The 23020-nt window shown below is 50.0% G+C and carries 22 protein-coding genes; 7 read left to right on the forward strand and 15 right to left on the reverse strand.

The window, feature by feature from the left end; all coding sequences use genetic code 11:
- Positions 1-35: 35 nt before the first annotated feature.
- From ACJJIC_RS04410 to ACJJIC_RS04470, 13 genes are all read right to left on the reverse strand, one after another.
- On the reverse strand, positions 36-1040 hold the full coding sequence (locus ACJJIC_RS04410; RefSeq protein ID WP_444910733.1) for an AgmX/PglI C-terminal domain-containing protein: 1005 nt from the start codon (positions 1038-1040) through the stop codon (positions 36-38).
- Between the two features lies 1 nt (position 1041).
- Positions 1042-1563, reverse strand: coding sequence for an ExbD/TolR family protein (locus ACJJIC_RS04415; RefSeq protein ID WP_444887456.1), 522 nt, complete (start codon positions 1561-1563; stop codon positions 1042-1044).
- Between the two features lies 1 nt (position 1564).
- Positions 1565-2092: an ExbD/TolR family protein gene (locus tag ACJJIC_RS04420; protein WP_444910732.1), complete on the reverse strand. Its 528-nt coding sequence runs from the start codon at positions 2090-2092 to the stop codon at positions 1565-1567.
- Between the two features lie 11 nt (positions 2093-2103).
- Positions 2104-2772, reverse strand: coding sequence for a MotA/TolQ/ExbB proton channel family protein (locus ACJJIC_RS04425; RefSeq protein ID WP_252083686.1), 669 nt, complete (start codon positions 2770-2772; stop codon positions 2104-2106).
- A gap of 236 nt (positions 2773-3008) precedes the next feature.
- The gene (locus ACJJIC_RS04430) at positions 3009-3287 is read right to left on the reverse strand and encodes a hypothetical protein (protein WP_444899592.1); all 279 of its coding nucleotides are present in this window, start codon (positions 3285-3287) and stop codon (positions 3009-3011) included.
- Complete coding sequence (locus ACJJIC_RS04435) at positions 3287-3937, reverse strand: tetratricopeptide repeat protein (RefSeq protein WP_252083684.1); 651 nt, start codon at positions 3935-3937, stop codon at positions 3287-3289. Before ACJJIC_RS04435 ends, ACJJIC_RS04430 begins: the two co-directional genes overlap by 1 nt.
- A complete protein-coding gene (locus tag ACJJIC_RS04440; RefSeq protein ID WP_445356521.1) occupies positions 3924-6791 on the reverse strand; it encodes a tetratricopeptide repeat protein in 2868 nt (955 codons plus the stop codon). Before ACJJIC_RS04440 ends, ACJJIC_RS04435 begins: the two co-directional genes overlap by 14 nt.
- Complete coding sequence (locus tag ACJJIC_RS04445) at positions 6784-8880, reverse strand: tetratricopeptide repeat protein (RefSeq protein WP_445356522.1); 2097 nt, start codon at positions 8878-8880, stop codon at positions 6784-6786. The genes ACJJIC_RS04440 and ACJJIC_RS04445 overlap by 8 nt, the downstream gene beginning before the upstream one ends.
- A gap of 6 nt (positions 8881-8886) precedes the next feature.
- Complete coding sequence (locus ACJJIC_RS04450; protein WP_444899595.1) at positions 8887-9411, reverse strand: AraC family transcriptional regulator; 525 nt, start codon at positions 9409-9411, stop codon at positions 8887-8889.
- Between the two features lie 111 nt (positions 9412-9522).
- Positions 9523-10524: an FAD:protein FMN transferase gene (locus ACJJIC_RS04455; RefSeq protein ID WP_444910728.1), complete on the reverse strand. Its 1002-nt coding sequence runs from the start codon at positions 10522-10524 to the stop codon at positions 9523-9525.
- A 12-nt stretch (positions 10525-10536) separates the two neighbouring features.
- On the reverse strand, positions 10537-12108 hold the full coding sequence (locus ACJJIC_RS04460) for a hypothetical protein (RefSeq protein ID WP_444910727.1): 1572 nt from the start codon (positions 12106-12108) through the stop codon (positions 10537-10539).
- A gap of 159 nt (positions 12109-12267) precedes the next feature.
- Entirely contained in the window at positions 12268-14751 is a 2484-nt protein-coding gene (locus tag ACJJIC_RS04465; protein WP_444910726.1) for a LamG domain-containing protein, read from the reverse strand.
- Between the two features lie 5 nt (positions 14752-14756).
- The gene (locus tag ACJJIC_RS04470; RefSeq protein ID WP_444910725.1) at positions 14757-15983 is read right to left on the reverse strand and encodes a hypothetical protein; all 1227 of its coding nucleotides are present in this window, start codon (positions 15981-15983) and stop codon (positions 14757-14759) included.
- Between the two features lie 71 nt (positions 15984-16054).
- Here ACJJIC_RS04470 and ACJJIC_RS04475 point away from each other — a divergent pair, with 71 nt between their 5' ends.
- The 7 genes from ACJJIC_RS04475 to ACJJIC_RS04505 are packed head-to-tail and all read left to right on the forward strand — an operon-like array spanning position 16055 to position 22224.
- Entirely contained in the window at positions 16055-16210 is a 156-nt protein-coding gene (locus tag ACJJIC_RS04475) for a hypothetical protein (protein ID WP_444910724.1), read from the forward strand.
- The gene (locus tag ACJJIC_RS04480; protein WP_444910723.1) at positions 16210-18825 is read left to right on the forward strand and encodes an HzsA-related protein; all 2616 of its coding nucleotides are present in this window, start codon (positions 16210-16212) and stop codon (positions 18823-18825) included. Before ACJJIC_RS04475 ends, ACJJIC_RS04480 begins: the two co-directional genes overlap by 1 nt.
- Positions 18826-18828: 3 nt before the next feature.
- On the forward strand, positions 18829-19719 hold the full coding sequence (locus tag ACJJIC_RS04485; RefSeq protein ID WP_444910722.1) for an SH3 domain-containing protein: 891 nt from the start codon (positions 18829-18831) through the stop codon (positions 19717-19719).
- Positions 19689-20342, forward strand: a complete 654-nt coding sequence (locus ACJJIC_RS04490; RefSeq protein WP_252083674.1) for an outer membrane beta-barrel domain-containing protein — start codon at positions 19689-19691, stop codon at positions 20340-20342. The genes ACJJIC_RS04485 and ACJJIC_RS04490 overlap by 31 nt, the downstream gene beginning before the upstream one ends.
- 35 nt (positions 20343-20377) lie before the next feature.
- Positions 20378-20854, forward strand: coding sequence for a TlpA family protein disulfide reductase (locus tag ACJJIC_RS04495; RefSeq protein ID WP_444883052.1), 477 nt, complete (start codon positions 20378-20380; stop codon positions 20852-20854).
- Positions 20855-20858: 4 nt separating this feature from the next.
- The gene (locus tag ACJJIC_RS04500; protein WP_020414172.1) at positions 20859-21077 is read left to right on the forward strand and encodes a DUF4266 domain-containing protein; all 219 of its coding nucleotides are present in this window, start codon (positions 20859-20861) and stop codon (positions 21075-21077) included.
- The gene (locus tag ACJJIC_RS04505) at positions 21064-22224 is read left to right on the forward strand and encodes a DUF3570 domain-containing protein (RefSeq protein WP_444910721.1); all 1161 of its coding nucleotides are present in this window, start codon (positions 21064-21066) and stop codon (positions 22222-22224) included. The genes ACJJIC_RS04500 and ACJJIC_RS04505 overlap by 14 nt, the downstream gene beginning before the upstream one ends.
- A 76-nt stretch (positions 22225-22300) precedes the next feature.
- On the opposite strand, the gene ACJJIC_RS04510 is transcribed toward ACJJIC_RS04505, so the two are convergent.
- Positions 22301-22618, reverse strand: coding sequence for an antibiotic biosynthesis monooxygenase family protein (locus ACJJIC_RS04510; RefSeq protein WP_444910720.1), 318 nt, complete (start codon positions 22616-22618; stop codon positions 22301-22303).
- Positions 22619-22622: 4 nt separating this feature from the next.
- Complete coding sequence (locus ACJJIC_RS04515; RefSeq protein ID WP_444910719.1) at positions 22623-22955, reverse strand: NIPSNAP family protein; 333 nt, start codon at positions 22953-22955, stop codon at positions 22623-22625.
- Between the last annotated feature and the right edge of the window lie 65 nt (positions 22956-23020).

The following is a 23020-nucleotide window of genomic DNA, read 5'->3' on the forward strand; positions in this document are numbered from 1 at the left end:
TCCGCTGTGCCAATGTCATTTATCCAAAACCCCAATCAGGATGGCAGGAAGTCGATGGAGTAATTGCGGGTTGTGGCTTTAACATCCGCAGAACCAAAGTTAATCATGCGGATCCTCGCCAGCAGCTTGCGCTCCAGGGCGGGGTTGTTCAGCTCACTCTCAATCAACTTGATGGACGAAATAGTGCCGTTTGCTTCAATCACCAGCTGCACGGTAATTTTACCCTGTAGGGTGGGATCACGGCGTAAGGCACGGTCATAGATCGCATTGATTGCCGCCTTGTTGGCCTCCATTATGCCGCGAATGGCATTGTCAGTTCGCGCCAACTTCTCACCTCTGACTCTCCTGGCCGCCTGCTTGGCGGAGCCTTTCGCCTGAGCCTGCTCAACCCGGGTGGTTTGTCGGCCCGCCAGTGATACGCCTCCCGTGTCAGTGCTGATGCTCCCGGCCCTGACACCGCCGCTCGAAGTTTTGGATTTGTCACTGATCATATTGCGCTGTGTTTGTGCAGCAGTGGCGCTGCCGGCACTGAGCTGACCGCGGGTAACTTCACCCGTATCAAAACTCTCACGCATATCTAATAAATCGTCGGCCAGGGCATTGATGCCGCTGCTCGCCGCTTTTTCCCGCGCTTTTTGTATAGTGGCAACAGGGGGTGTCTCTACTTTACTGGGCTCGGGTTTCGGAGCCGGTTTCGGCTTTTCCTTCTCGACTTTTTTAGGTTCTGGTTTTTCTTTGGGTTTCTCTGCGTCGGGTTTTTTTTCCTCAGGCTTCGGTTTGGCCTTGGGTTTGGGCTTCGGCTTGGGGAGCTCCTTTTTCTCCAGGATAACCTTGGCCAGTTGTGGTGGCACTCGCTCTGCCTGTTCCCGGGTCAGCTCCGGCACTGGAGCAAAGGTAACGATGGAACCGCAAACGGCGAAGACAATAAGCCCTGCACGCAGGAACTTTATAAAGCGCTGGTCTTCCTGGTTGGAAGCGGACCAGGGCAACAGGGTTTCCTGTAGTTGCCAGGGGGCATAGCGGCTGGTTGCAGTGCTCATATCAGCTTTCCACCCCCGCGGGATCTATTGGTGCTGTCTGCTCAACAGCAAAAGAGATATCGCGGTAATCTGCCTGGGCGCAGGTCTGCATAATCTGTTTGAGCAACTCATAGGGAACCTGCTCGTCACCCATAATGGTGACCGAGCGTCCCCTTTGCTTTTGCTCGTCGCTGAGTTCACCGGCGCGTTCGGCGCGGTACTCCAGTTCCTTCAAGAGGGGCTCGATATTTTCCTTACCAGCGTCAATATCGTTAATGCCCACGATCATGCGATCACCAACGAATAATTGCTGATTATTGACCCTCACGACCGTAGTAACTTCCGGCTTTTGCTGAGAAGTGGACTTGGGTAGCTTGATGGTTTTATCTGTTTGCAAAACCTGTACATCGCTAGTGGAGTTCACCAACAGGAAAAATACCAGAATGGTGAAAATGTCCATTAGAGAAACCAGATTGAGCTTCGATTGCTGTCGTTTCTGTCGCTGACGCCGCTCCTGTAATTTGGCGGCTGCGTTAAGCATCATTTTATTTCCCCACTACGGTTGTTTGCTGGGGGGCATCGCCCAGGGAAATCTGTGGAAACAACTCGGCATCGACGACCGATGCGGCAACTACTGCTCGATAGCTGCGTGCGGTATCCATAGCTGCCACCAGGGTTTTATAGGATGTACCTTTTTCCGAGAGAATGACCAAGTCGTCTTTCTCGATGGATTTTTCCCTTAAGTTTCGCTTTATTTGCTGCAGTATCAGGGAAACCGTTTCCATATCTGGTTCACCACCGATATTCTCCACTCGCCTGACTAGTTGCCCTGCCGGGTAATTGATATCAACATGTGCGGTGCGTAATACCAGTTCCAACTGTCGATTTTCCTGTTCAGTTGCACTACTGCTTCCATCACTGATGCCAGGAAGATTGAGTTTTAAAACTGAGATATGGGAAAACACCATATTGAGCAGCAGTACAGGAACCAGGATAGTCATCAGGCTCATAAAAGAGGTGATGTCCAGCTCTGCTTCCTCGTGTCCACGGCGACGAATATTTAATTTCAACATGGCGAGAGCCCTCAGGCATTCACTGCGCGCTGCTGTTCCGTTTTTTGTGGGCGGCCCATAGTCAACAGGTTTAGGAACTTTACTCCGGCCATCTGCAGGCTATCTACAATTTCATTGGTCTTGTTTTGTAGCATGGAATTAAATAGCAGAAGGGGAATTGCTGAGATAAGCCCGAATGCGGTGGTATTCATTGCTACGGAGATACTGGTAGACAACATAGTGGCTTTTTCCGCAGGGTCGGCAGCGGCTACAGCGGTGAACGCTGCGATAAGGCCCATAATGGTGCCTAATAAACCGAGTAGGGTAGCAATATTGGCCAGGGTAGCCAGGTAGTTGGTGCGCTTTTCCAGGCGCGGTACTGCTTCGAGGATGCCCTCTTCGATTGCCAATGCAATATTTTCCTCGCGCTTGGCGAATTGCAGGGTATTAATACCGGCGGCGGCAATGCGACCCATCGCAGCATCGTTGTCTCGGGCCAGTTGTAATACATTTTGATAACTGCGTTTTTGCAGTAGCGGTAATACCTGCAGATAAGCGCGGCGATTGGCGCTCTTAGCGCGGGAAAGAAAAATCCAGCGTTCCACTACCATAGCGAGGCCGATAACCAGCACTAGGGCAATAGGATACATAAAAGGGCCGCCAGTCTGGAAAAAGCGCAATAACGCCTGAGTAAATTCCATGATGAGTGTCTCCACAGAAGTAAGTGTTTAATTAGCGATATTTTTTTGCCAAACGGCCATTCCATGGTCATTGGGCATGATGATGAATATTGTGGAGTCGGATGAGGGCTCTACAATAAACTCCTGATAAGTGAAATACCTGCGGTGGCTTATCCCTGCTCCACTGGAGTACTGAGTTTCAGCAAAAAAGCACGATTACATTAGTTTGTGGTGCTTGATGAGTATTATTATTTTTTCTATTCATTTTTTTCTTCAACAACCGGCTTGGCACTGAGCAGTTGAATTTCCCGTTTGAATTCTGAGAGCTCCTGGTGCTTGAAAACGGTATTAAAATTTTGGGCCAGAGAACTATCAAGGCGCTGTAGGCTGTCGGCTTGCTTCCAAGGGATGATATACAGCACTTTGGGCTGTTCCTGACTACCGATTACCGTGGATTCCAGTGTGGTAATTTCATCCGCACGGGCGGTGAAGCAGGCGCAAATTATGGACATTAGAATAATTAATTTATCTCGCATCAGAGTCTACGCTCCAGTTCCAATATCCAAGCGTCGAGTAATTTGTCTCCTTGTTCTCGACTGCTCTGGGCCAAACGGTATTGCTGTAATGCCTCTTCCGGCCTGTTTAGATAGAGGTCATAGAGAATACCCAGATTGCGGTGCGCATCGCTAAAGTCGGGCCAAAGGTTCAGCGCCTGCAGGTAGCACTGTTCGGCCTCTTCGAAACGGCCTGCGTCACGTAGTAGTGCAGCCAACTGATTCCAGGCAAATACATTACCGTCATTGACCTCAATCGCCTTGCGAAAGCTATTTTCCGCATGCTCGGCCTGTTCACTTTTCTGCTGTACTATCCCGAGGTTTAGCCAGGGGCCAGAGAGCTCTGGCCAGCGTTCAATGACCTGCTGTAGCTGCTGCACTGCGGTTGAGCTATCTCCGTTGTTAAAGCTCTCGTGTGCCTGAGCCATAGCGACGCTGGCCTCTTTGGGAACCCGCTTGGCATTCGCCAAATAGGGGTTTTCGGTAATTACATGCTCAATTGAGGCGTCCTTCTGTTGAGCATTTTTACCAAGTGGAAGGCTGCCACAGGCGCTGAGTGTCGCCAGAATCAGTAGTGTTGCTGTGAGGCGAAAAATACCACTGGGGCAATTGCGCAAATCAATGCAGTGCATGGCTCCACTCCAGGGTTGCTTCCGGTTTTTTGTAGCGTGCGGGTAACAGTTCGCCGAGTGAGGCAAAACTACGTTTGACCCAGTCGTCGTAAATTCCATCACTGGTGCGCTGAATATTGGCCTGATGCAGCTCTATCGCCTTTTCCTCGAAGGGGAAGGCCTGCTCTTCCAGTAGGATTTCGTACTGCTCCAACTCAAGGTCATTCAGGTTTTTGGGGCGTTGAGATTCCATCAGGTCATGGCTGAGCTGCCGATAAACTTCAGCTAAACGGAAATTGGCCAGGGTGGTGAACTCTGCAATTTCCAGCTCGAGAACCTTGCGATAATCGGCCACGGTGGTTTTCATCGCGCGCTTTTTATTGGCGAGACTGGTTTTTAGCGGCAAGTGCAATTTTAATGAAGCGAATTTTTCATAGCTCTGCTCTGCCAATGCGCTTTGGGAATAGGCGGACAGGTAGCGGCCCCGAGGGGATTTTTCTGAATTTTTTGCTAATTGCTGTAGCCAATAATTCTGTTTATTAGGTTGATTGGTTTGCGCGTACAGTTGCACTAACTGATATTGCGCTTCCAGACGTTGTTCAGCAGGCTTTGGCCAGAGCTTGTTGTAGTTACGGTAACTCTCAATGGCACCTTGATACTCACCTGCTTTTTGCAAGCTTTCCGCCGCGAGGAATAAGGATTGGCGACGTACTTCTCGGTCGGGATCATTTTGGGCAAGTTGCAGTAATTCGCCGGCTGCAGCGGCAGGCATTTTTAAGGCTTCAAAAATAACGACCGCCTTGGCGGCGAGGGTAGGTGCCAGCTGATGTGCAGGATAGAAACTCCGGAAGTCTGCGAGTTCAGCACTGGCACGCTGCCACTGCTGTAATTCCATCAGGTAATTGATCGCGTCATACTGGGCGGTGGCTGCAATTTCGCTGCGTCCACTCTCCCTGATTCGCAGCAGGTGGCGCAACGCCTCCTCACTGGGAATCTCTCTGCCATCCTCGGTGAGTGCTGGTTGCGCAAGTGCCAACTCTGCCTGCCTATAGATGGAAAGTTGAAGTTGCTTGCGTGTGTCCTCGCGCAAATGGCTATCCTTAGGCTGTATATTCAGCGCACGGGTATAGGCTTCTTCCGCAGCCATATAATCTTTCAATGAAAAGTGACTGTGAGCCAGGATCATCGCGATATTTAATTGCTGAGCTTTATACGCTGGTGGCTGCCACTTATCTGCAGCTTGTGCGGCGGCAATAGCCTCGGCAAAACGTGACTGTTGTAGCAGCTTATCTGCGGCAGATAGTTGTACTGGTAAGGCTCTTTTATCCTGCGGCCAGCTCTGGGCAAATTTAAGGCTGGCCTCAATGTTGCGATCCAGCCACAGGATTTTTTGCTCGGCATCCTGCCCCGGTGTTTCTTTATGCACTTGTGCCGAGCTAAGAATGGCTGCATAACCAGCCTCCGCACCATGCTTCTTGTCTTGATATTCCCAGGCTACCTGGCTGTATGCGCGCCAGGCTCCAGCGTAGTCGCCAGCCTGCTCGAGACATTCGGCCATCAGGAAAACCATTGGTGGAGTGCGGGGGTCCTGTGGAAAAGTCTGTGAAAACTGCCGGTAGAGTTCCGCTGCCGCTAGGTAAGCTTTGCGAGACTGAGCTTTGAGCTGCTGTTTTTGTTTACTTTTATTAGCCGGTGCCTTGGTCGCTAACTGAGCAAGTTCCTGCGCGCGCGCGTGGTCAAATTGGGCTAACTCCTCAAGCCAGGGGCGCAGTGACTGTGCCAGGGCTTCGCGCTGACTTGTCTCTGCCTGCTGCCAATACTCACTGCGAATACCATAGCGCTGTACAAATTCCCGCTTGGTTGGAAGCACCTCATCGTGTAAGCCGCCATTTTGCAGTGTTTCAATAGCTTGCAAATGTAATGATGGCGCTTCAGTGCTATTGGGGTAGTGCTTAACAAAAGCCAGATAGGTATCCGCGCTGTTGCGGAATAACTCTTTTTCTCGATACCAATTGCCCAGAGCGCTGTACAGCAGGTGCTGATAACCTCGTGGTTTGCCATCGGGATTAAAGGACTCGATAGCTTCGGCACCGCCCAGATAACTAAAATTCAGGGCCAGGCCACGAAGGCTATCCTCGCGCAGGCGCTTCTGGCCCAGAGGTAACTCTGCTTCGCTGGCACGCTGCTGCAGAATATCCAGAGACTCGAGAAATATCTCCGTGGAACGGCGGTAATCGCTGGATTTAAACTCTGACCAGGCGAGCATATAGCGGGCATTATCGGAAAATGGACTTTCGCCCTTCTCCAGCAATGCGCGGAAGTCCTGTGCCGCTGCCGAATATTCCTTGCGATTGAAAGCCGCTTCGCCTCGGCGGAATAAAACCTCCCCCATAAACGGTGACTCAGGTGCGCCCTGGGCGATGCGCTCCAGTGCTTGCAATGCGCCTGGCATTTCGCCATCCATAGCACGAGCTCGCGCCAGACGATAGAGAATATAGTCGTCTCGGGGGCTCTCTTTGGCGAGTGTCTGGTAGTGCTGCACCGCACTGGCAAAACCGACTGAAACTTCCGGGTTATCCGCCTGATGTTGCTCCAGTCGCTCCATTTCCAGATCGGCCAGGCGCAAACGAATCTGTGTGCGAATCTGCGGGTCTGGCTGGCTGGCCAGTGCTTGTTGATAGCTCTGCACGAGAGTGGTGAGATCAACCGATATCAACTCAGGGGGAGCTGATACAGGTTCTTCAGTGGAAGCAGCCGTGGCCGTGGGCAGATCTGCAAGTGTCAGTGCGGACTGATTGCTGCAGGCGGTACTGATACAGCAGATAGCGGCAGTGAGCAGGCGCAGGGAAAAGCTTCTGGAACCAAACCTATTCACTCTGCCCCCCTTCATTATCGGGCAATAGAGCTTCTGCGGTCTTTTCCTCAGTTATTTTCTCTACTGTGGCTTTGCCTTTTTCGTGAGTATTTTCGCCATCTTGCGTTTCCACCTGAGTATTTTTCTCAGGGTTTTTTGGCGGAGGCTGGCTGGCGGCCTCTAGCATGGAGGCATCCTGTAAGCGCGCGATAGCGAGGCGGGTGTGGGCCTGGTAACTGTGAATCCGCGACTGCTCTCGCTCCAGCTCAGCAATAATATCCCGGCGTAGGGCAGCCTCGACCTTTGAAGCCGTTTTGGCTATGGCTGCGCGTTGGCCGGATAATTGCGCCGCAGTGCTAGCCAGACGCTCTGTTAGCTGGGTCAATTGCGGTGCGCGGCCCACTTCTACAGAGGTTTTACCTAGTTGCTTCTCACCATTGCGCAAGCTGGATTCGAGTAGTTGCAGAGTTTTGCGCTGTTGCCACAAGCGGTGATGATACTGTTCGCTGGCTTGCCATAATAAAATGCCACGGGCTTTAGCCAGGGTCTCGCCCTGGTAGTCGGACCCCTTACCGTTACTGCGCAGTAGTTGATAGCGTTGCTCAGCGCCCTGCAGTATCTCCAGCATCTCGAATATCTCACTGTTATTGCCACCCTCCCCGTTGCTGGTAGCTTCGAGCAGAGTCAGTGCGTCACGCTCCCCTTCTATTTGGGCCAGGGCATCGTTGAGATTGCGGTAGTGTTGCTTGGCGATTTGCAGTTGCTGGTCAAACTCTGCGCTCTGGTACTGCCCGATAATGCCGGAGCGCCTTTGGTGACGCTCTTCGATCAATGAATGCAATTGTGGAATTTTTTGTGACCAGTCATAGAGTACTCTATCCATCTGCTGCAGGTCGCGCAGCTCCGACAGGCGCAGTTGGAATTGATCGCTCTGTAAAATGGGTAAGAGAAAATGCTGGTTGTCCCGCAGTAAGGGTGCGGCTTGAGCCAGTTGTAGCCAGCCGTAGCGTTGTGACTGGCTAAATTGACTGGCGTCCGCCAGCGGTTCTGAAGACAGCTTCCGCTGTAAGTGCTGCAGCTGCTGCAATGTGCTCTCGAAATATGTGGCTGCATCACTATAGGCGCTTAGGGCTTTATTGCGTTCAGCCTGCTTTTCATAGGCATAGGGCAGGGCGACCCTGGCCTCCCGTGCGGCGGGACTGTGTTGGTGTTCTGCCAATAAAAAACGCAGGGCATCTACCCCCTCCTGGTATTGCTCGCTGTTGATCGAAGACCAAGCGAGCCCGAGCAGAGCTTTGGTTGCCCAGGGGGTGTGCAGGCGCACTTGGGAAAATTCAGCTTGGGCCTGGGAAAACTGCTCTGACAATGCCATAGCGTAGCCAGCGCCGATATGCGCTTTGTCCGCGAGTATCAGGATATCCTCTGAGGGTTCATCCTGCTCAGTCGCCAGTGTGCTTGCGAAGCGATATTCCTCGGCGGCGGCAACTAACTCTCCTCTTCGGGCTAAGGCTGCGCCTAGATTGATGTGTCCGAGTAGGCGCTCTGACAGCGGCAGATCGGCTCTTTTAAGGAATTCCTGGGCTGTGGAGATTTCTTCACTGCGCAAGGCCAGGTTAAGGGGGAGGGTAGAGGAATCTATGGCTCCAGACTTTTCCAGATTTTTTGCCGCTAAGGAAAAGTCACCCTGCAAATAGTTCAGCTCTGCCAGTTTCAGCCAGGCTGCCTGGTGCAGTTTGGAATCTGTATCTTGGTTGCCGGTTTGAAGCTGTAGTTCGAAAAGTTCGGCAGCGCGCCGATGCAGACCAAAACTGAGGCTGATTCCCCCTTCGATCAACGCAGCACTGTCGCGGTGAACTTTAATTGAATCACGTTGCTTGGCGACAAGAAGGGTGCTGAGGGAATCGAAATTATTGCCTTGAAAGTACTCATACAGGGTTGCCCCGTAGGACATATCCTGAGCTTGGCGATACTTTTTGTCTTCGGATTGCGTCTTTTCCTGAGGCGCTGTTTCTTCCGAAGTAACTTCGGTCTCGGTGCCATAAGTAGGTAAACTGGCACCTAGCAAAGCGACACTGAGGGATATTATGCGGGAGAGGGGCCGGTAGCTCATGGGTAATCAGGGCGTGGGCCATTGAATGAGTTCAAAGTCCGGCTGTTGTTTGCCGGTTTTATCTGAGATGCGCAATTCGATAACAACGGGCTCATCGGTCTTTTCCAACTCTAGAGTAGCGCCCCGCTTATACTCGCGTCCCTCTGGTCCAAGACCTGTAAAGAAAGCGGAAATGGTGTAGTTACCAGATTTCAGGTTGCCTTTGTGCAGGGGTTGGATACCACCGCGTACAAGAGCACTGCGCTGATGATCGGTATACAGGTGGCTGGCTGTGAGTTTATTGTCGATATGTAATTTAACAGCGTCCAACTGAAAATAGTGACCGACATCCACAGAAACATAAAAAGCCACTTGGCTTTGTGCCGGGTAGAGCAGGTCTTCTTCCAGGATTAATAAATCCCGGTTTAACTTAATAACATCACGCTTTAGATTTTCCAGCTTTTCAGCAGAAAAAGACTCTTGCTGAGCCTGAGACGCTGCGCCTGTGAAGAGGGCGAGTGAGAAAATAAACAACTGGAGAACGCGTCCCATGGAAGGCCTTTCGCTTGCTTTTGGCTTTATTGTGTAATGGGCGCAAATTATGTCAGGGGCGCAGCTATCTGGTGTGATCCCGTTGGCAAATTTTTTACGACGTTGTAACGATTATTGTGGATTAGCCAGTCCCTGACTGAAGAACAGACGTTTGTTACTGTCGATAACCACTGCTTCAAATTGGGGCAGGCGATCAATGAGTGCCAGTCCTTTTTTCTTACCCAGCACAAATACACTGGTGGAAAGTGGATCGGTATCAAAACCCCTTGGGCCGATAATACTGACACTGATTAATTTATCGCTATCTCCAACTGCTGTGTCTGCGGGCTTTCCGGTATTTGGATTGAAAATATGATGTATACGCTCTTGTTGTTCATCAATGAAAAAGCGCTCGTAGTCACCGGAAGTTGAAATGGCAATGTCGCTCAGGGGGATTACTGCGGCACTTTTGCTTTTTTCTCGCGGGTGACGAATGCCTACCAGCCAAGGTTCACCGCGTTTATCGCCTAGCATACGTGCATCGCCACCGGCGCTGACACTGGCACAGCAGACTTCAGCCTGTTCGAGAATTTGAATGGCTTTATCCACAGCATACCCTTTAGCAATTCCACCTAGGTCAATTTTTGTTTCGCTGTGACCAAAACGCAGGGTCTTGGACTTTTTATTCAAATGTAAGTGACGGTAGTTCAGCGCCTCAATTAGAGAGTCAGTAAGGGCGGAGTCTGCCTGTTTTCTGTTGCGGAAATCATAGTGTTTGCCGAGAGTAGCGTAGCTGATATCAAAGGCTCCACCGGTCAGGTGGCTGAACCAGAGGGACTTATCCACCAGAGAAAGCAGCTCATCGGAAATATTGACTGCGGTTTTGCCTGCTTCGCGATTAACGAGGGATAGTTCACTTTCTGGCTTGTAAGGTGACAACTGGTTATCTAAGCGATGGAATTCCTTCATTACCTTTTCGATCAGGTATTCAGCCTCACTGGCATTCTCGTGCCAGAGCTGAAGATGGACTTCAGTGCCCATGATTGCACGCTCGGCATAGTGCCACTCGGCCAATACTGGTGCCGCACAGAGGGCGGCACCACCTAACAGAAGAGATCGAATAAAACGCAACATCTCGGTATCACATTATCTTATGGGGGCAAAAGCGGTCATGCTGTCCCTGAGGGTAACGCTACCGAGACCGTGGTTGGGAAAGATTTTTTCAAAGTTATCTTGTTCACCATGTAAAGCCAGGTAATTCATGACTACCGTTTCTACCAGTAGATTAACGTTGTTGGCGGCGGGACTTGAAGACGTTTCCACGTCCCCGGAGGAACGCATATAACCCAGCTGCTGATGCCTTGCCTGCTCGTCGACGCTGCCACCGAGTAATTGCGGACGCCCGGCAGGGTTGTATACCAGGAAGAAAGAAGCAGCGGTTTGCTGATTGTCTCCGGTCCACACACCCTTGCCACGACCTTCGACAGAGTCGTCGATCATTCCGTTGGAGAAAACCGAACCATCGCTGAAGACATAAATCATCAGTGGCTGGTTGCGACGTGCAGCATACTCCAGGCAGGCGCCAATACAGCGACCGGCACGCAGGTCGCGCATCTCGCCGGTGGCGCGGTCGCCAGTATGGTAGTCGTAGCCGCCCATGGTGATAGTGCCGGCACCGGCATAGCCATTCACCACTAGTTTCATCGTTGAAGCGGTTTTGCGGAATTCTCCATCCCCACTCAGTTCAGCACTGGTAAAAATACCGGAGGGACCGACAATATCCGGGTCGGCTTCGGGGTTTAGATCGGCGGGATTACCGAAGCGGTCCGCCAGGTCGGCGCTCTTCATATAACCGCAGCGCACCATATCCTTGATAATCGCATCGGCTCCCACGCGAGTGTTTACCTTGCCCAGCTTGGCATTAGAAATACGGTACATAGATTCCATCACTGCAACCGTGTCTTCCTGGCTGAGCAGGCCCACCAGGTCGCCCACATCTACGAGGCCGGTAACATCAGAAGGCCTGTCCACTTTGGTTGGGCGAACTTCAGGGTTGATCATTGCCGACGGAGCCATGGAGTTACCACCGGAATCACTGGAGCGAGAGCCGATCAGGGCCAGTAGGGAACCATTGGCCCCGGCCTTGTTGATTCCGTACATGGGGTTGTGAGGATTGTTGCCGGTATCGTTTTCCGAGCGTGCCGGGATCACCGCACCGTTGGTAGCGGTAGCAGTGCCGGAGCTCACTTTTTCCAAGATACCGCGCAACATGCCGCTGTCGCTATGGAAAGCAAGGCCCAGGTCGGTGTTAACAAATCCTTCTCCGGCTGAGGGGATCATATCGCCCGGCAGCCCCTGTTTGTTGTAGCCGGCCGTACCGAGAAAATCCATCTGACCACCCTGTTTGCCTACCAATACATTGGAGCCAGCGATATTGGCTCCACCGGCGAGGTCGAAACAGATAAATGGAATTTTACCGGCGCCAAAAGCGCTAACATCACAGGGGCCGCCGTTACTCTTGCGCAGGTCTTCCAGGTCGGCGGACAGAGCTGCGTGGGCATTATGTGGGTTGGCAAACATACTGAATACAGAGCCACCTAATACTGTCGCCATGCCCGCGCGGAAGCCCTGGGCGAGAAAATCACGACGGGTTACCGGGCGGTGGTGATCCGGGTGGCGTAGGGGCTGGTCCAGCTCAAAATGTTTTTTCTTGCTCATAGTTTTTTGCGGATTTTTTATCCGATGTGCCGGTAAATTATTTTTTAAATTTTTAGCAGATTGTTGAAAATTTTCTTTCGACAATCTTGTCTAGGCTGTGATTAATCTTCCCAGGTACGGTGTTTAAAACCGTACCTGGGCGGCAGCCCGTTTTTTTAATCAGTGAATCAGGATCATAGCGCTGCCCATGGCGGCGGCGCATACGGCTTTGACCGTGGTCTCGGTGCGATCTGCTTCACAACCATTGCCACAGGCAGTCATGGTGTTGATCAGGCTGTTTAATTCTGCTTCTACGGTGCCCAGGTCTGGTGCACTAGACAGCTGCGAGTGGCTGCCGTCATGCCAGGTCATTTCGTGACCCAATAGGCTTTCCATTAATGGATCAATCACCAGTGCTCGTTTACTAGCGCTGTCAAAAGCTGTATTGGCAGGAGCATTAAAATCAAAACCTGGGAAATAACCTCCGCGCGCATTGGAATCCACCAGGGTGCTGCAGTATTTCACGGCAAGTTGGGTGATACCCATTTGTTGTGCAGCCAGGAATCCGCTGATATCACTGGAGATAGGTAGCTGGCGCTTCACGGCTTCCCAGGTTTCCATCACATCCGGATGGGCGCTGGAAATACTGGTGGCGCGAGAGAGACTGGCGTTAATCTGCTCGAAGCGGCGCAGGCCAATACGCGGTTGGGCCTCCAGATCTGCTGGCTCCGGTGGTTCGGCAGGTGTGGGCTCTACACGAGTAAAGCTAGCGTTGCCGATACGCTCGAAAGTTAGGAAAAACTCATCTTCCAGGGGGCCTTTATCGAGGGTAATGATGGTGCCAAGCCTCGACAGCTTCTGGCCTTGCAGGGGAACATAACTATCATCGATTTCGGCGGATAAGTTAGCCCAAGACTGGCCCACTTCCGCTTCGCGACCATTAATACCGATACGCATGCCTTCGATAGCGATACCTTTCGGATCGACACTTTCATCCAGGCTGATAAAGGTAGGTTCACTGAACAGGTAGGCATAGTTGTCGAACTGCTGAACGGTAAACATTACGTAGCTTTCGGCAATGCCGGTGTGTTCTTCAACTTTAAACAGCAGGAAGTATTTTTCTCCGACACCTACTTCATAGTTGGTGGCAACATCCTCGGCAGAGAGTGCGCGAGAGTGAATCGCCAGCATGCGGATAGAACCCTGCCAGCTATTTCCGTTACTTACTTCACTACCAACCGCTAGGGCAAAGGTGTCGTCCCAAGTGCTCAAAAGCCCCGCTTCGCTGGGGTCCATTTCCCCAGTATCTGCGCCGTTTACAAAGAGTTTACGGCCGTTGATCGGGTCAAAGGTCGCGACCACGTGCTGCAAACTCGCCTGTACCAGCTGGTCTGCATCATCAGTCATCAGAGCTGGCATTCCATCCGCATCGGTACTGTCACTGCGGTTCTGGAATATGTAGCTGTACTGCGCCTGGCCTAGGGTGAGGTTGCGAATATCGTCACCGCCGGAATAGGTAACCAAACGTGCGGGACCTTCCTGGGTGACATTGGCTGGTGCAGCCCAAACCTCAATAGAGTATTCGCCGGTGGCAGTGAGAGTTTCGTATAACTTACGGCTGGTTGCCGTAGCGCCCTGGGCTTTACCACCTTTAAGCTGCAAACCCCAGGACTCAATCCACTCCACATCGCCTGAAAGCGCCAAATCAATGGCTGGATTTACCCCGGAAGTGTCATAAGCCGTAGTGCCACTACCGGTTTTAAATTCATATAGGGCGATTGCATTATTTTCTATACGGCCACCACTGCTGGCGACAATACCATCGGTGAGAAGCAGAGCCTTACTAAGGATCCAATTCGGATTGACTTCAGTAGGGGCAATGCTGTCGGCAAAGGCTTGGATAGCCGCCGTCATTTCCGCTGCGTTGCTGGAGCAGTTATCCCAGCAATTGTGAAATTCACTACCCAGGCGTACAGAGAAGCGTGAATCCGCAGGGGTATCCAGGTTCATTTTGCTTTTCGCCGCCTCGTAGGCGAGATCCAAATCAGAGCTAGCAAAGTAGGGTTTTTGTGTGAGCGCGGCATCTTCGCTGTGGCAACTGGCACAGTAGTTACGCAATACTGGGTAAACGGTAGTGCCGAAGTTACTACTGGAGGCAGGGAAGCTCTTGCTCGCGCCCACATCGCGTTCAATTGGGGCAGTTAGTGTGACTGTATTACTGAGACCGCCGCTGGCTCGGGCCCATTCTTCAATATAATTGGTAATAATTTCAGCGCAGGCATCGTCGCTGGAGAGCCAACAGTTGTGCCCGCCGCCCACCTTGGTTACCAGGCGTGACTCTTCCGGGAGGCTTAGGTTTACCAGTTCACGACCTTCATCGTAAGCTGCATTAATATCGTCACCGCGTACGAAATGGGGGCTCTGCGCGCCCTCTACGTGGCAACTACCACAGCGATTCTGTTCGGCCAGGTTATCCCAGATATAGCGCTTGTACTGTTTGACATCTTCAGTTTCCGGTGCTGGGCCTGAATAGCTGGTGCCGTTATTGGATTGGTTCGTATTTGGCTGCTCTTCTGTATCTTTGCCACTGCCGCCACTACAGGCGGCAAGGAATGCTGCTGTACATAAAAGGGTAGATATTTGCAGGTTCTTAAAAATTTTCATTGTTATTAATCTCCCGCGCAATAAACCGCAGTATCGGCGTATACCTGCTTCAGTTTGTAACCGGAGCTGCTGAAGTTGTTAGTGATGGCTTCTATACGTGCACGATCATTGGCATCTTCAGGATCACGCAAACACACCTGGCGAAATACTTTAGTGACTTGGCAGCTGGCGAAAGCACGACTGTTGGCCAACTCCTCACCGAGAGACTTTGCCCCATTACCGCTACCGGATAGGGCATTATTCCATCCAAGATGCAGGTTGGGGCCCTCACGCCAATAGTTGTCCCAGCGATCGTCGGGAAGCTGGTATCCGTGGGGAAAGTTTGCCGCATTAATGTGGTTTTTAGCTTTCACGCGACTGCCGGTTTCCGGATCTGTATCTCCTGCACCGTTATAGTCGAGTGCCCCGTTGTTGCCCTCTGGGTCATTGTCTGCATCGTAGACATAATCGTAATAGGCGAAGGCTTGGGCCATAGGGTCCATACCGCTGTGGCAGCTGACGCAGTTGTTTTGAAATACCCGGCTATCCCCCCCTGGACTGCGACTGACATCCTGGCGAATTCGATCCGGTGAACGTGTGCTGTCTTGCACCTGCTCCATATCCCGGCACATATGGTTGAGCATGGTAAAACGGAACATGGCGCGGTTGGTGCCAGCACTAAAAAAGGCCTTTGCTGCGGCACGACTGGTAATCACACCGGCAGTAGCATCGGCCGGAAGCCCATTAAGGGAAGACTGACTTTGTCTGGTGAGATTTTCTTTCAGGGAATAACCACCAGCTTCCAGAGCTTCGTAGTGATTATTGTTGCTGGTACTGTAACTTGGCAGCCCGGAGACATTTCCGGTATACAGAATATTTGCTGACAGTAATTGGCGAAAATCCATATCGTCCCGGACCATACCAATAACGGTTGCGCTGTAATCATTTAACGGCGCAAACACATCCTGTTCCTCGTTAGTCCAAGGTGTGGCCAGATTTTTCAGGGTCACATTGTAAAAGTCATCGTGTTGCATTGCCGTATAGGCAGCACTGGCAGGATCGCCATTGGCGATGTCCTCGGCCATATCCAGCAATACACTTTCAGAGGGAATGGTGCCGGTGATACGGCTGTGAATTTGCAGAGCCTGATCCTGAGGGGCCGCAAGGGCTGGGGCACTCCAAAGGCCGGCCCCGATTATTGCGCCTACCACTGTGAGCTGGATCACACGCGCTCGAGACGAATTATTTTTCATTGGTTTATTTTGTCGATGGGGTCAGTGGGGTATGTCAAGGCATACTAAAAGCGAATTTCAGGACTGTCAGAATGACTTTTAATATTTGCGTCCCAGTTGGCAAACTTTTTGTGCGCAACTTGCGAGAATTACCCTCGGCGGCAAAAACCGCACACAGAAATAATGAAGGGCCTTCTGCAAATATTACCGGCATGTTGCTGGTGCCTATGCTGGGTAGAAAAAAATAATGAAATCTTTGCGTGCAGTGCCACTACTACTGTTGGTGGCTGCTTGTAGTGGTGGTGGCGGTTCCTCTAGTAGTGGGGAGCAGGCGGAAGATCCTGTAGTGGTGGATTACCCTATTGCCTTCGTGCGTCGCCAGCTTAATAAGGATGATGAAGGAGCCCTAGAGCAAGATAACCAATACCAGCCCCAGGATTTTTTCCCCGGTGCTGAACTGATTCTGAAAGATCGTGCTACAGCAAGTGCTGCAGAGACAGTAATTACCGCAGAAATTTTTACCGGTGATTACGATGTTAAAGATCTCAATACCTCCGCAGATGGACAGCGTTTGGTATTTGCGATGCGCGCACCAGAATTAGAAAATGTTGATGACGATGAACAGCCTACCTGGAATATTTGGTTATATGATCTTGAAACCAAAGAGCTGAATAGAGTCATACAGTCCGATCTAATTGCAGAGGAAGGGCAGGATGTTGCCCCGGCATTTTTGCCAGATGGACGTATTGTATTTTCCTCTAGTCGCCAGCGTCGTGCTCGCGCTTTGTTATTGGATGATAATAAGCCACAATTTTCTGCCCTGACAGATGATCAGGATGAGCCCGCTTTTGTTTTACATGTGATGGAGGCGGATGGCAGTGACATTCGTCAGATCTCTTTCAATCAGAGCCACGATCTTAATCCCACAGTACTGAATAATGGACGTATCCTGTTTAATCGTTGGGATAATGCCGCCGGTGTAGACCGCTTAAGCCTATATACCATTAAACCAGATGGTAGTGACTTATCTTTTCATTATGGTTATCACAGCCAAGAGACCGGCACTGAAAATTCACTAGCTACTTTCTCCAGGCCGCGTGAAATGCCAGATGGCCGTTTACTGGTCAACCTACGTTCGCCTTCGGGAGTAAGTTATGGCGGCGATCTGGTGGCTATTGATGGAATCAATTACAGCGAAGCCTACAGTGAAGCCGGCGGAGAGGGAGACCTGGTTGGTCAGGCCTCTATCGCCTTTGCTGAGGTCACAACTGATGGAACCCTCTCTCCCCATGGCACATTCTCCACAGCTTGGCCTTTCTACGATGGTACCAGCAGGTTGTTGGTATCTTGGAGTGAATGCCGCATTGTGGAGGAAGAGACGGAACTGCTACGTCCCTGCCCAGAAAATTTAGGGGAAGAAGAGGAACCGGTATTAGCTGATCCTCTTTACGGCCTGTGGATTTATGACTACGTGGCAGGTACTCAACTACCTATTATCGTCGCGGAAGAGGGTGAAATGATTTCCGAGGGGGTGACACTGGAGCCCCGCACGGAGCCGGCTTATATTCCCGACCCAATTCCTGGAATAGACGTAGATGGCGATCTAGTGCAGGAATCTGTGGGTATTTTGGATATCCGTAGCGTCTACGATTTTGATGGTGAGGATATTGCTGGAATAGAAACGCTCGCTGATCCTGCTATGACTACTGCCGATGAGCGTCCCGCACGTTTTCTCCGTATTGTAAAAGCTGTAGCGATCCCAGATGACGACACCCTGGACTTTGACGGTTCGGCTTTTGGTCGCAATCGCAGTCAGGGTATGCGTGAAATCCTGGGCTATACGCCTATTCAACCGGATGGTTCGGTACGGGTCAAAATACCTGCCGATACTCCCTTTGCAATTTCAGTGATAGATGCCGAGGGTAAGAGAATTTTTGAACAACACAATAACTGGTTGCAGTTACGACCCGGTGAGGTACGCAGCTGTGTGGGCTGCCATACCAGTGAGAGTGAAGTTGCTCATGGTCGCGTTGATATGGAGCTGGAATCTGCCTGGAGTGGGGCTCCTACTTCAGCGGCGCCATTTATAAATACCGAGCCTGCATTACTGGCGGAAATGGGTGAAACCATGGCGCAGTTATTGGCTCGGATTGTTGGAGAAGCTGGATTAAAAGGGGATATACACTTTTCTGATGTCTGGACCGATCCAGCAGTTCGCGTTAAAGACACTGATATTTCTCTGGCTTACGCTGATTTATTGACTGAAATCCCCGCTCCATTAGCCTGCCTGGATAATTGGGGGAGCAGTTGCCGCAGTGTTATTCATTACGAGCAGCACATTCAGCCAATCTGGGATCTGCCACGTCAAGTTGTGGATAATGCCGGTACGGTAATTAGTGATAATACCTGTACTGCCTGCCATTCACCAGTAGATGCGGCTGGTGCTACACGAGTTCCCGCCGCGCAGCTGGATCTGACCGCAAGCGCGTCTTCTGTGAACGATGCTTGGTTTACCTCCTATGCTGAACTACTAGTTGATAGCCCGATATTGGATCTTGTCGGTGGAATTTTAACTCCACGGCTGAGGCAGGAGACGGATAATCAGGGCAACCCGGTATTTGAAACCGATGAAGATGGTAACTTGATTCTCGATGCTAATGGAAATCCTATACCGGTGATGATCGTTGTAACTACTTCTTCTGTCATGGCTGAAACTGCGGCAGAAAGTGCTTTTTTTCCTATCTTTTCGACTGGTGGTGCGCATACGGGACTCTTAAATCCGGCTGAACTACGTTTAATTGCAGAGTGGCTGGATATCGGCGCTCAGTACTATAACGATCCTTTTGCGGCACCGGCTGACTGATCCATGTCTATTTTAAAGAATTATCTTTTTATTTTCCTGCTGTTTGGAGTCAACTTCCTTTCTTCCTTTGTATTTGCAGAGGAAGTTGGCGAAACACAATCGATCGAGAGTCTGAAAGTCGGTGAATCTTCGGGAGATATCTCAGAGGCATTTCTCACGGTAGAGGAAAAATCAGAAGCGGTAATTCCAACTGCGATTAATGTGGTCAGCAAGATACCGGATGACGCAGAGCAAGTTACCGTTGGTAATGCATTTATCAATATGTATCGAGGCCCTGGCCGCGGTTATCCGATTTTTCATGTGGCTGAATATGGTGAAAAAATTTGGCTGCTTAAACGCCGCACCGATTGGGTAAAGGTATTGACTGCGCACAATAAGACTGGCTGGGTACGAGTTGCGGATTTGCAAAACATTTATGGTGAGGAGGGTGAGCTGGTGCGGGTTTCCCTTCCCGATTTTAGAAATGTGCAAGCGGGTTTCTTTTATCTGGGCTTATCCTATGGCGATTTTGCCGGAGCTAATTCCTTGGCGACAAGAATCGGTTACCAATTTACCGCTAATTTAGCTACCGAATTGCGTGCTACTCAGGCAGTTGGTGAATTTTCGGATAGCCAGGTTTATCAAATGGCAATACTGCATCAGCCGTTCCCGCGTTGGCGATTATCCCCCTATTTTCTACTTGGTGCAGGTCTAAATATCACATCACCTAACGCAACCATTATTGCTACGGAAGATCGTCAGGACACAGTAATGCTGGCAGGCATAGGCATAAAAACGTATCTATCGCGCCGCTTTGCCATAAAAGCGGAATACACAAACCACTACCTGCTCACCTCGCGGGAAAATAATCAGGAGATAGTCGAGTGGAAACTTGGTTTCGACGTATATCTGTAGGCACTGCAACCCTATCCGCGCTGTTCAGTGCTCAGGCCTGTGTCGCCCAGCAAGGTGAAGACGTTATTGCAGATATTGTCGTTTCAGACTTGGAGCGTCGAGAGGTACGTGATGCACTGATCGACAGTGAAAATATTGAATTGGGCATCTTTGCCGGAGTCATCAATGTAGAAGACTTTGGATCTAATGCCCTCTATGGCACCTCTGTTTCCTACCATATTACTGAAGATATTTTTATGGAAGGCACCTATGCGCAAACTGAGCTGGGTGAGTCCAGCTTTGAGCGTTTAAGTGGTGCTGCTCCTCTGTTGACCGATGAGCAACGGGAACTCAGCTATTACAATTTTTCTCTGGGTTGGAATATTTTCCAAGGAGAGTACTTCATTTCAGATGATTGGGCATTCAATACGGATTTTTATCTGGTGAGTGGTGCCGGCAATACCTCTTTTGCAGATGAAGAGCATTTTACCTACAACTTCGGTGCTGGAGTGCGCTTGTTGGCCAATGATTGGTTGGCATTACGCTTCGATGTACGTGATCACGTATTTGAACATGAATTATTTGGGGAGGCACAATCCACTCATAATTTGTCTACCCAATTAGGTTTTACTGTGTTTTTCTAGTTTTTTTAAAAGAATAGTTAATAAGGATTTTTAATATGTTACGACTCGTTGCTGCTTTTATATTACTAATATCGTCGATAGGTATTAGTGCCGCAGAACCATCCCGAGATTTTACGCTGGCTTCTAACCAAGGCGCGAACCTGCGCCTGGCGGAGCAGCGCGGTGAAGTAATTATGCTGAATTTCTGGGCATCTTGGTGTGGGCCATGCCGTCAGGAAATGCCTTTACTAGATCAATTGCATGAGCGTTATTCCGCCGCTGGATTCCAGGTTTGGGGCGTAAACGTAGATGCACATCGATCTGATGCAGAGAAATTACTGGGAAAAATACCCGTGGACTTCCCCATCTTATTCGATAGCACCAGTGAGGTGAGCAAAATGTACGGTATTGATGCTATGCCGAGTACTGTTTTTATCGACAGAGATGGCAATGTTCGCCATATCCATAAAGGCTATCGAGATGGCGATGAGGCAGCTTATAAGAAAATCATTAAGGAATTAATCCGGGAGTAATAGAATGTTGCGCTACTTGTTGCCGCTGTTGGCGGTATCGCTATTCAGTGGCTGCACAGTAACGCCCTGGGTGGCTCCTTATGAGCGTCAATATCTGGCGGACCCGATTATGGGTTTTGAGAGAGATCCAGTCGCCGCCAGTTATATGAACCATGTTTATGAAGCCCGCGAAGCGGCCAGGGGAGCCGAAGGTGGTAGTGGAGGCGGATGTGGTTGTAACTAAGTTGTTACGTTATTTCTTTACAGTAGGGTTATTTTTGCCTACTTACGCTTTTGCTGCCGTGTTACCTGAGGAGCGAGCTGATAATCTGTACCATGCCTATAGTGGTGGAGGGGTGACCATTGATGGCCCTTCAGTGTTAATTCGTAAGAATATCGGCAACAATGTTTCCTTTTCCGCAAATTACTATGTAGATATGATTTCCGGGGCCTCTATTGATGTTGAGGCAACTGCAAGTGAATATACTGAACGGCGCGATCAGTACTCTCTCGGGGTGGATTATTTGGTGGATAAAACCACCATCAATTTAGGCTATACCAATAGCTCGGAGAGTGATTATGAGGCCCAAACAGTTGGCTTTGGCATTAGTCAAGGATTCTTTGGCGACCTAAGTACTATTGATCTGCGTGTCAGCTATGGTAGTGATGAAGTTTTTCGCAATGATGATGAGTATTTTTCTGATGAAGCCCAACACCGTCGCTATGGGGTGAGCTGGAATCAGATTCTTACACAAAAATTAATTGCTGAATTAAGCATAGAGACGGTTACCGATGAAGGTTATCTGAATAATCCTTATAGGACTGTACGTTTTCTTGATCCAACAGTTCCGCAGGGATTTAGTTATCAACCTGAGGACTATCCAAGGACCAGAAATAGTGATGCGGCAGCTATTAGATTAAAATATCGATTGCCTTACCGTGCATCAATAAAAGGTGAGTATCGCCGCTATGCGGATAGCTGGGGAATAACGGCGGATAATATCGAGTTTCGTTACACTCACCCGCTAGAAGAGCAGGATGAATGGATCCTTGAAGGTAAGATACGCTATTACCAGCAAACCAGTGCCGATTTTTATAGCGACTTGTTTCCCTATTCGAAAGCTACCAGTTTTCGAGCACGTGACAAAGAGTTGAGTAACTATACCACGCTAGCACTTGGTATAGGTGTATCTTATGAATTGCCACAACGCTGGTCCCTGCTTAATCGCAGGAATACTATAAACCTATATTGGGATCATATCCTGTTTGACTACGAGGATTTCCTCGATGTTACGGTGCATGGTGATAGTACGGCTATTACTCCGGGAAGTGAACCTGCCTATAGTTTCTCTGCGAATGTTATTCGTCTCTTCTGGACTGTGCGCATTTGATATTTTAAAACCCCCTCAATGGGAGAGTATGCTCCCCCATTGAGGATAGTGGTTGAATTTGGAAGAAAAGAGCCAATTACTGATCATCGGCTCGATGAATATCGTAATCCTTTATTACTGTGGCAATCCGTATCCGGTAGTGATCAAAGAAACTGACTCTACCCAATTTCTGAGCTTCCCGATGTTGGTTCTGGCACTTCCAGGATTGTACGGCTTGCTCGTCCCGCCAAAAAGAAAGTGAGAGAAAGTTGTCTGGGTTGTTGAGGCTCTGGAATCTCTCCACCGAGATAAATCCATTTATATTTTTGAGATACTTTCTCAGTTCCCGGGCCTTGGAAAAGTAGACTTCTTTGCTGTCATTTTTAGGTTTAACTTCAAAAATTACCGCGATCACCAGTTTATCCTCCCCTCAAGCGTATATAAGTAGATGGAACTGCTGTAAGGAATGAGCGCTTTTCCTCCAGGATAAATTGTTGATTTTGAGCAAATAGAAAATTGTCATGGCCACCTTCCGATGATTTCAGTCGTATTCTATATTTCTCATAGCTCGCCAGACTATCGAAACTAATCAGGCCAAATGCACGGTTATTGGTGCCTTCATAGGGTAGAAAATAGCCTATTAGCTCTCCTCCACATTCAGGGATAATTTTGCCCCAGTTCTCCGCATACTGTCTAAATTCATCGAGCTGATAGGGATTAATACGATACTCGATAAAACAGGTGATCGTCATAGGTTTTGCCTCTGTTTGGAATTCATTGCATTCTATGACACTAATTTTTTTATGCTTCGATCTAC

The organism is Microbulbifer mixtoriginis (SeqCode) (genome assembly GCF_052468275.1).

Excerpts from the sequence above, each read along its gene's own strand:
- ACJJIC_RS04410 (WP_444910733.1), bottom strand. The coding sequence starts at position 1,040 with ATGAGCACTGCAACCAGCCGCTATGCCCCCTGGCAACTACAGGAAACC.
- ACJJIC_RS04415 (WP_444887456.1), bottom strand. The coding sequence starts at position 1,563 with ATGATGCTTAACGCAGCCGCCAAATTACAGGAGCGGCGTCAGCGACAG.
- ACJJIC_RS04420 (WP_444910732.1), bottom strand. The coding sequence starts at position 2,092 with ATGTTGAAATTAAATATTCGTCGCCGTGGACACGAGGAAGCAGAGCTG.
- ACJJIC_RS04425 (WP_252083686.1), bottom strand. The coding sequence starts at position 2,772 with ATGGAATTTACTCAGGCGTTATTGCGCTTTTTCCAGACTGGCGGCCCT.
- ACJJIC_RS04430 (WP_444899592.1), bottom strand. The coding sequence starts at position 3,287 with ATGCGAGATAAATTAATTATTCTAATGTCCATAATTTGCGCCTGCTTC.
- ACJJIC_RS04435 (WP_252083684.1), bottom strand. The coding sequence starts at position 3,937 with ATGCACTGCATTGATTTGCGCAATTGCCCCAGTGGTATTTTTCGCCTC.
- ACJJIC_RS04445 (WP_445356522.1), bottom strand. The coding sequence starts at position 8,880 with ATGAGCTACCGGCCCCTCTCCCGCATAATATCCCTCAGTGTCGCTTTG.
- ACJJIC_RS04450 (WP_444899595.1), bottom strand. The coding sequence starts at position 9,411 with ATGGGACGCGTTCTCCAGTTGTTTATTTTCTCACTCGCCCTCTTCACA.
- ACJJIC_RS04455 (WP_444910728.1), bottom strand. The coding sequence starts at position 10,524 with ATGTTGCGTTTTATTCGATCTCTTCTGTTAGGTGGTGCCGCCCTCTGT.
- ACJJIC_RS04460 (WP_444910727.1), bottom strand. The coding sequence starts at position 12,108 with ATGAGCAAGAAAAAACATTTTGAGCTGGACCAGCCCCTACGCCACCCG.
- ACJJIC_RS04465 (WP_444910726.1), bottom strand. The coding sequence starts at position 14,751 with ATGAAAATTTTTAAGAACCTGCAAATATCTACCCTTTTATGTACAGCA.
- ACJJIC_RS04470 (WP_444910725.1), bottom strand. The coding sequence starts at position 15,983 with ATGAAAAATAATTCGTCTCGAGCGCGTGTGATCCAGCTCACAGTGGTA.
- ACJJIC_RS04475 (WP_444910724.1), top strand. The coding sequence starts at position 16,055 with ATGACTTTTAATATTTGCGTCCCAGTTGGCAAACTTTTTGTGCGCAAC.
- ACJJIC_RS04480 (WP_444910723.1), top strand. The coding sequence starts at position 16,210 with ATGAAATCTTTGCGTGCAGTGCCACTACTACTGTTGGTGGCTGCTTGT.
- ACJJIC_RS04485 (WP_444910722.1), top strand. The coding sequence starts at position 18,829 with ATGTCTATTTTAAAGAATTATCTTTTTATTTTCCTGCTGTTTGGAGTC.
- ACJJIC_RS04495 (WP_444883052.1), top strand. The coding sequence starts at position 20,378 with ATGTTACGACTCGTTGCTGCTTTTATATTACTAATATCGTCGATAGGT.
- ACJJIC_RS04500 (WP_020414172.1), top strand. The coding sequence starts at position 20,859 with ATGTTGCGCTACTTGTTGCCGCTGTTGGCGGTATCGCTATTCAGTGGC.
- ACJJIC_RS04515 (WP_444910719.1), bottom strand. The coding sequence starts at position 22,955 with ATGACGATCACCTGTTTTATCGAGTATCGTATTAATCCCTATCAGCTC.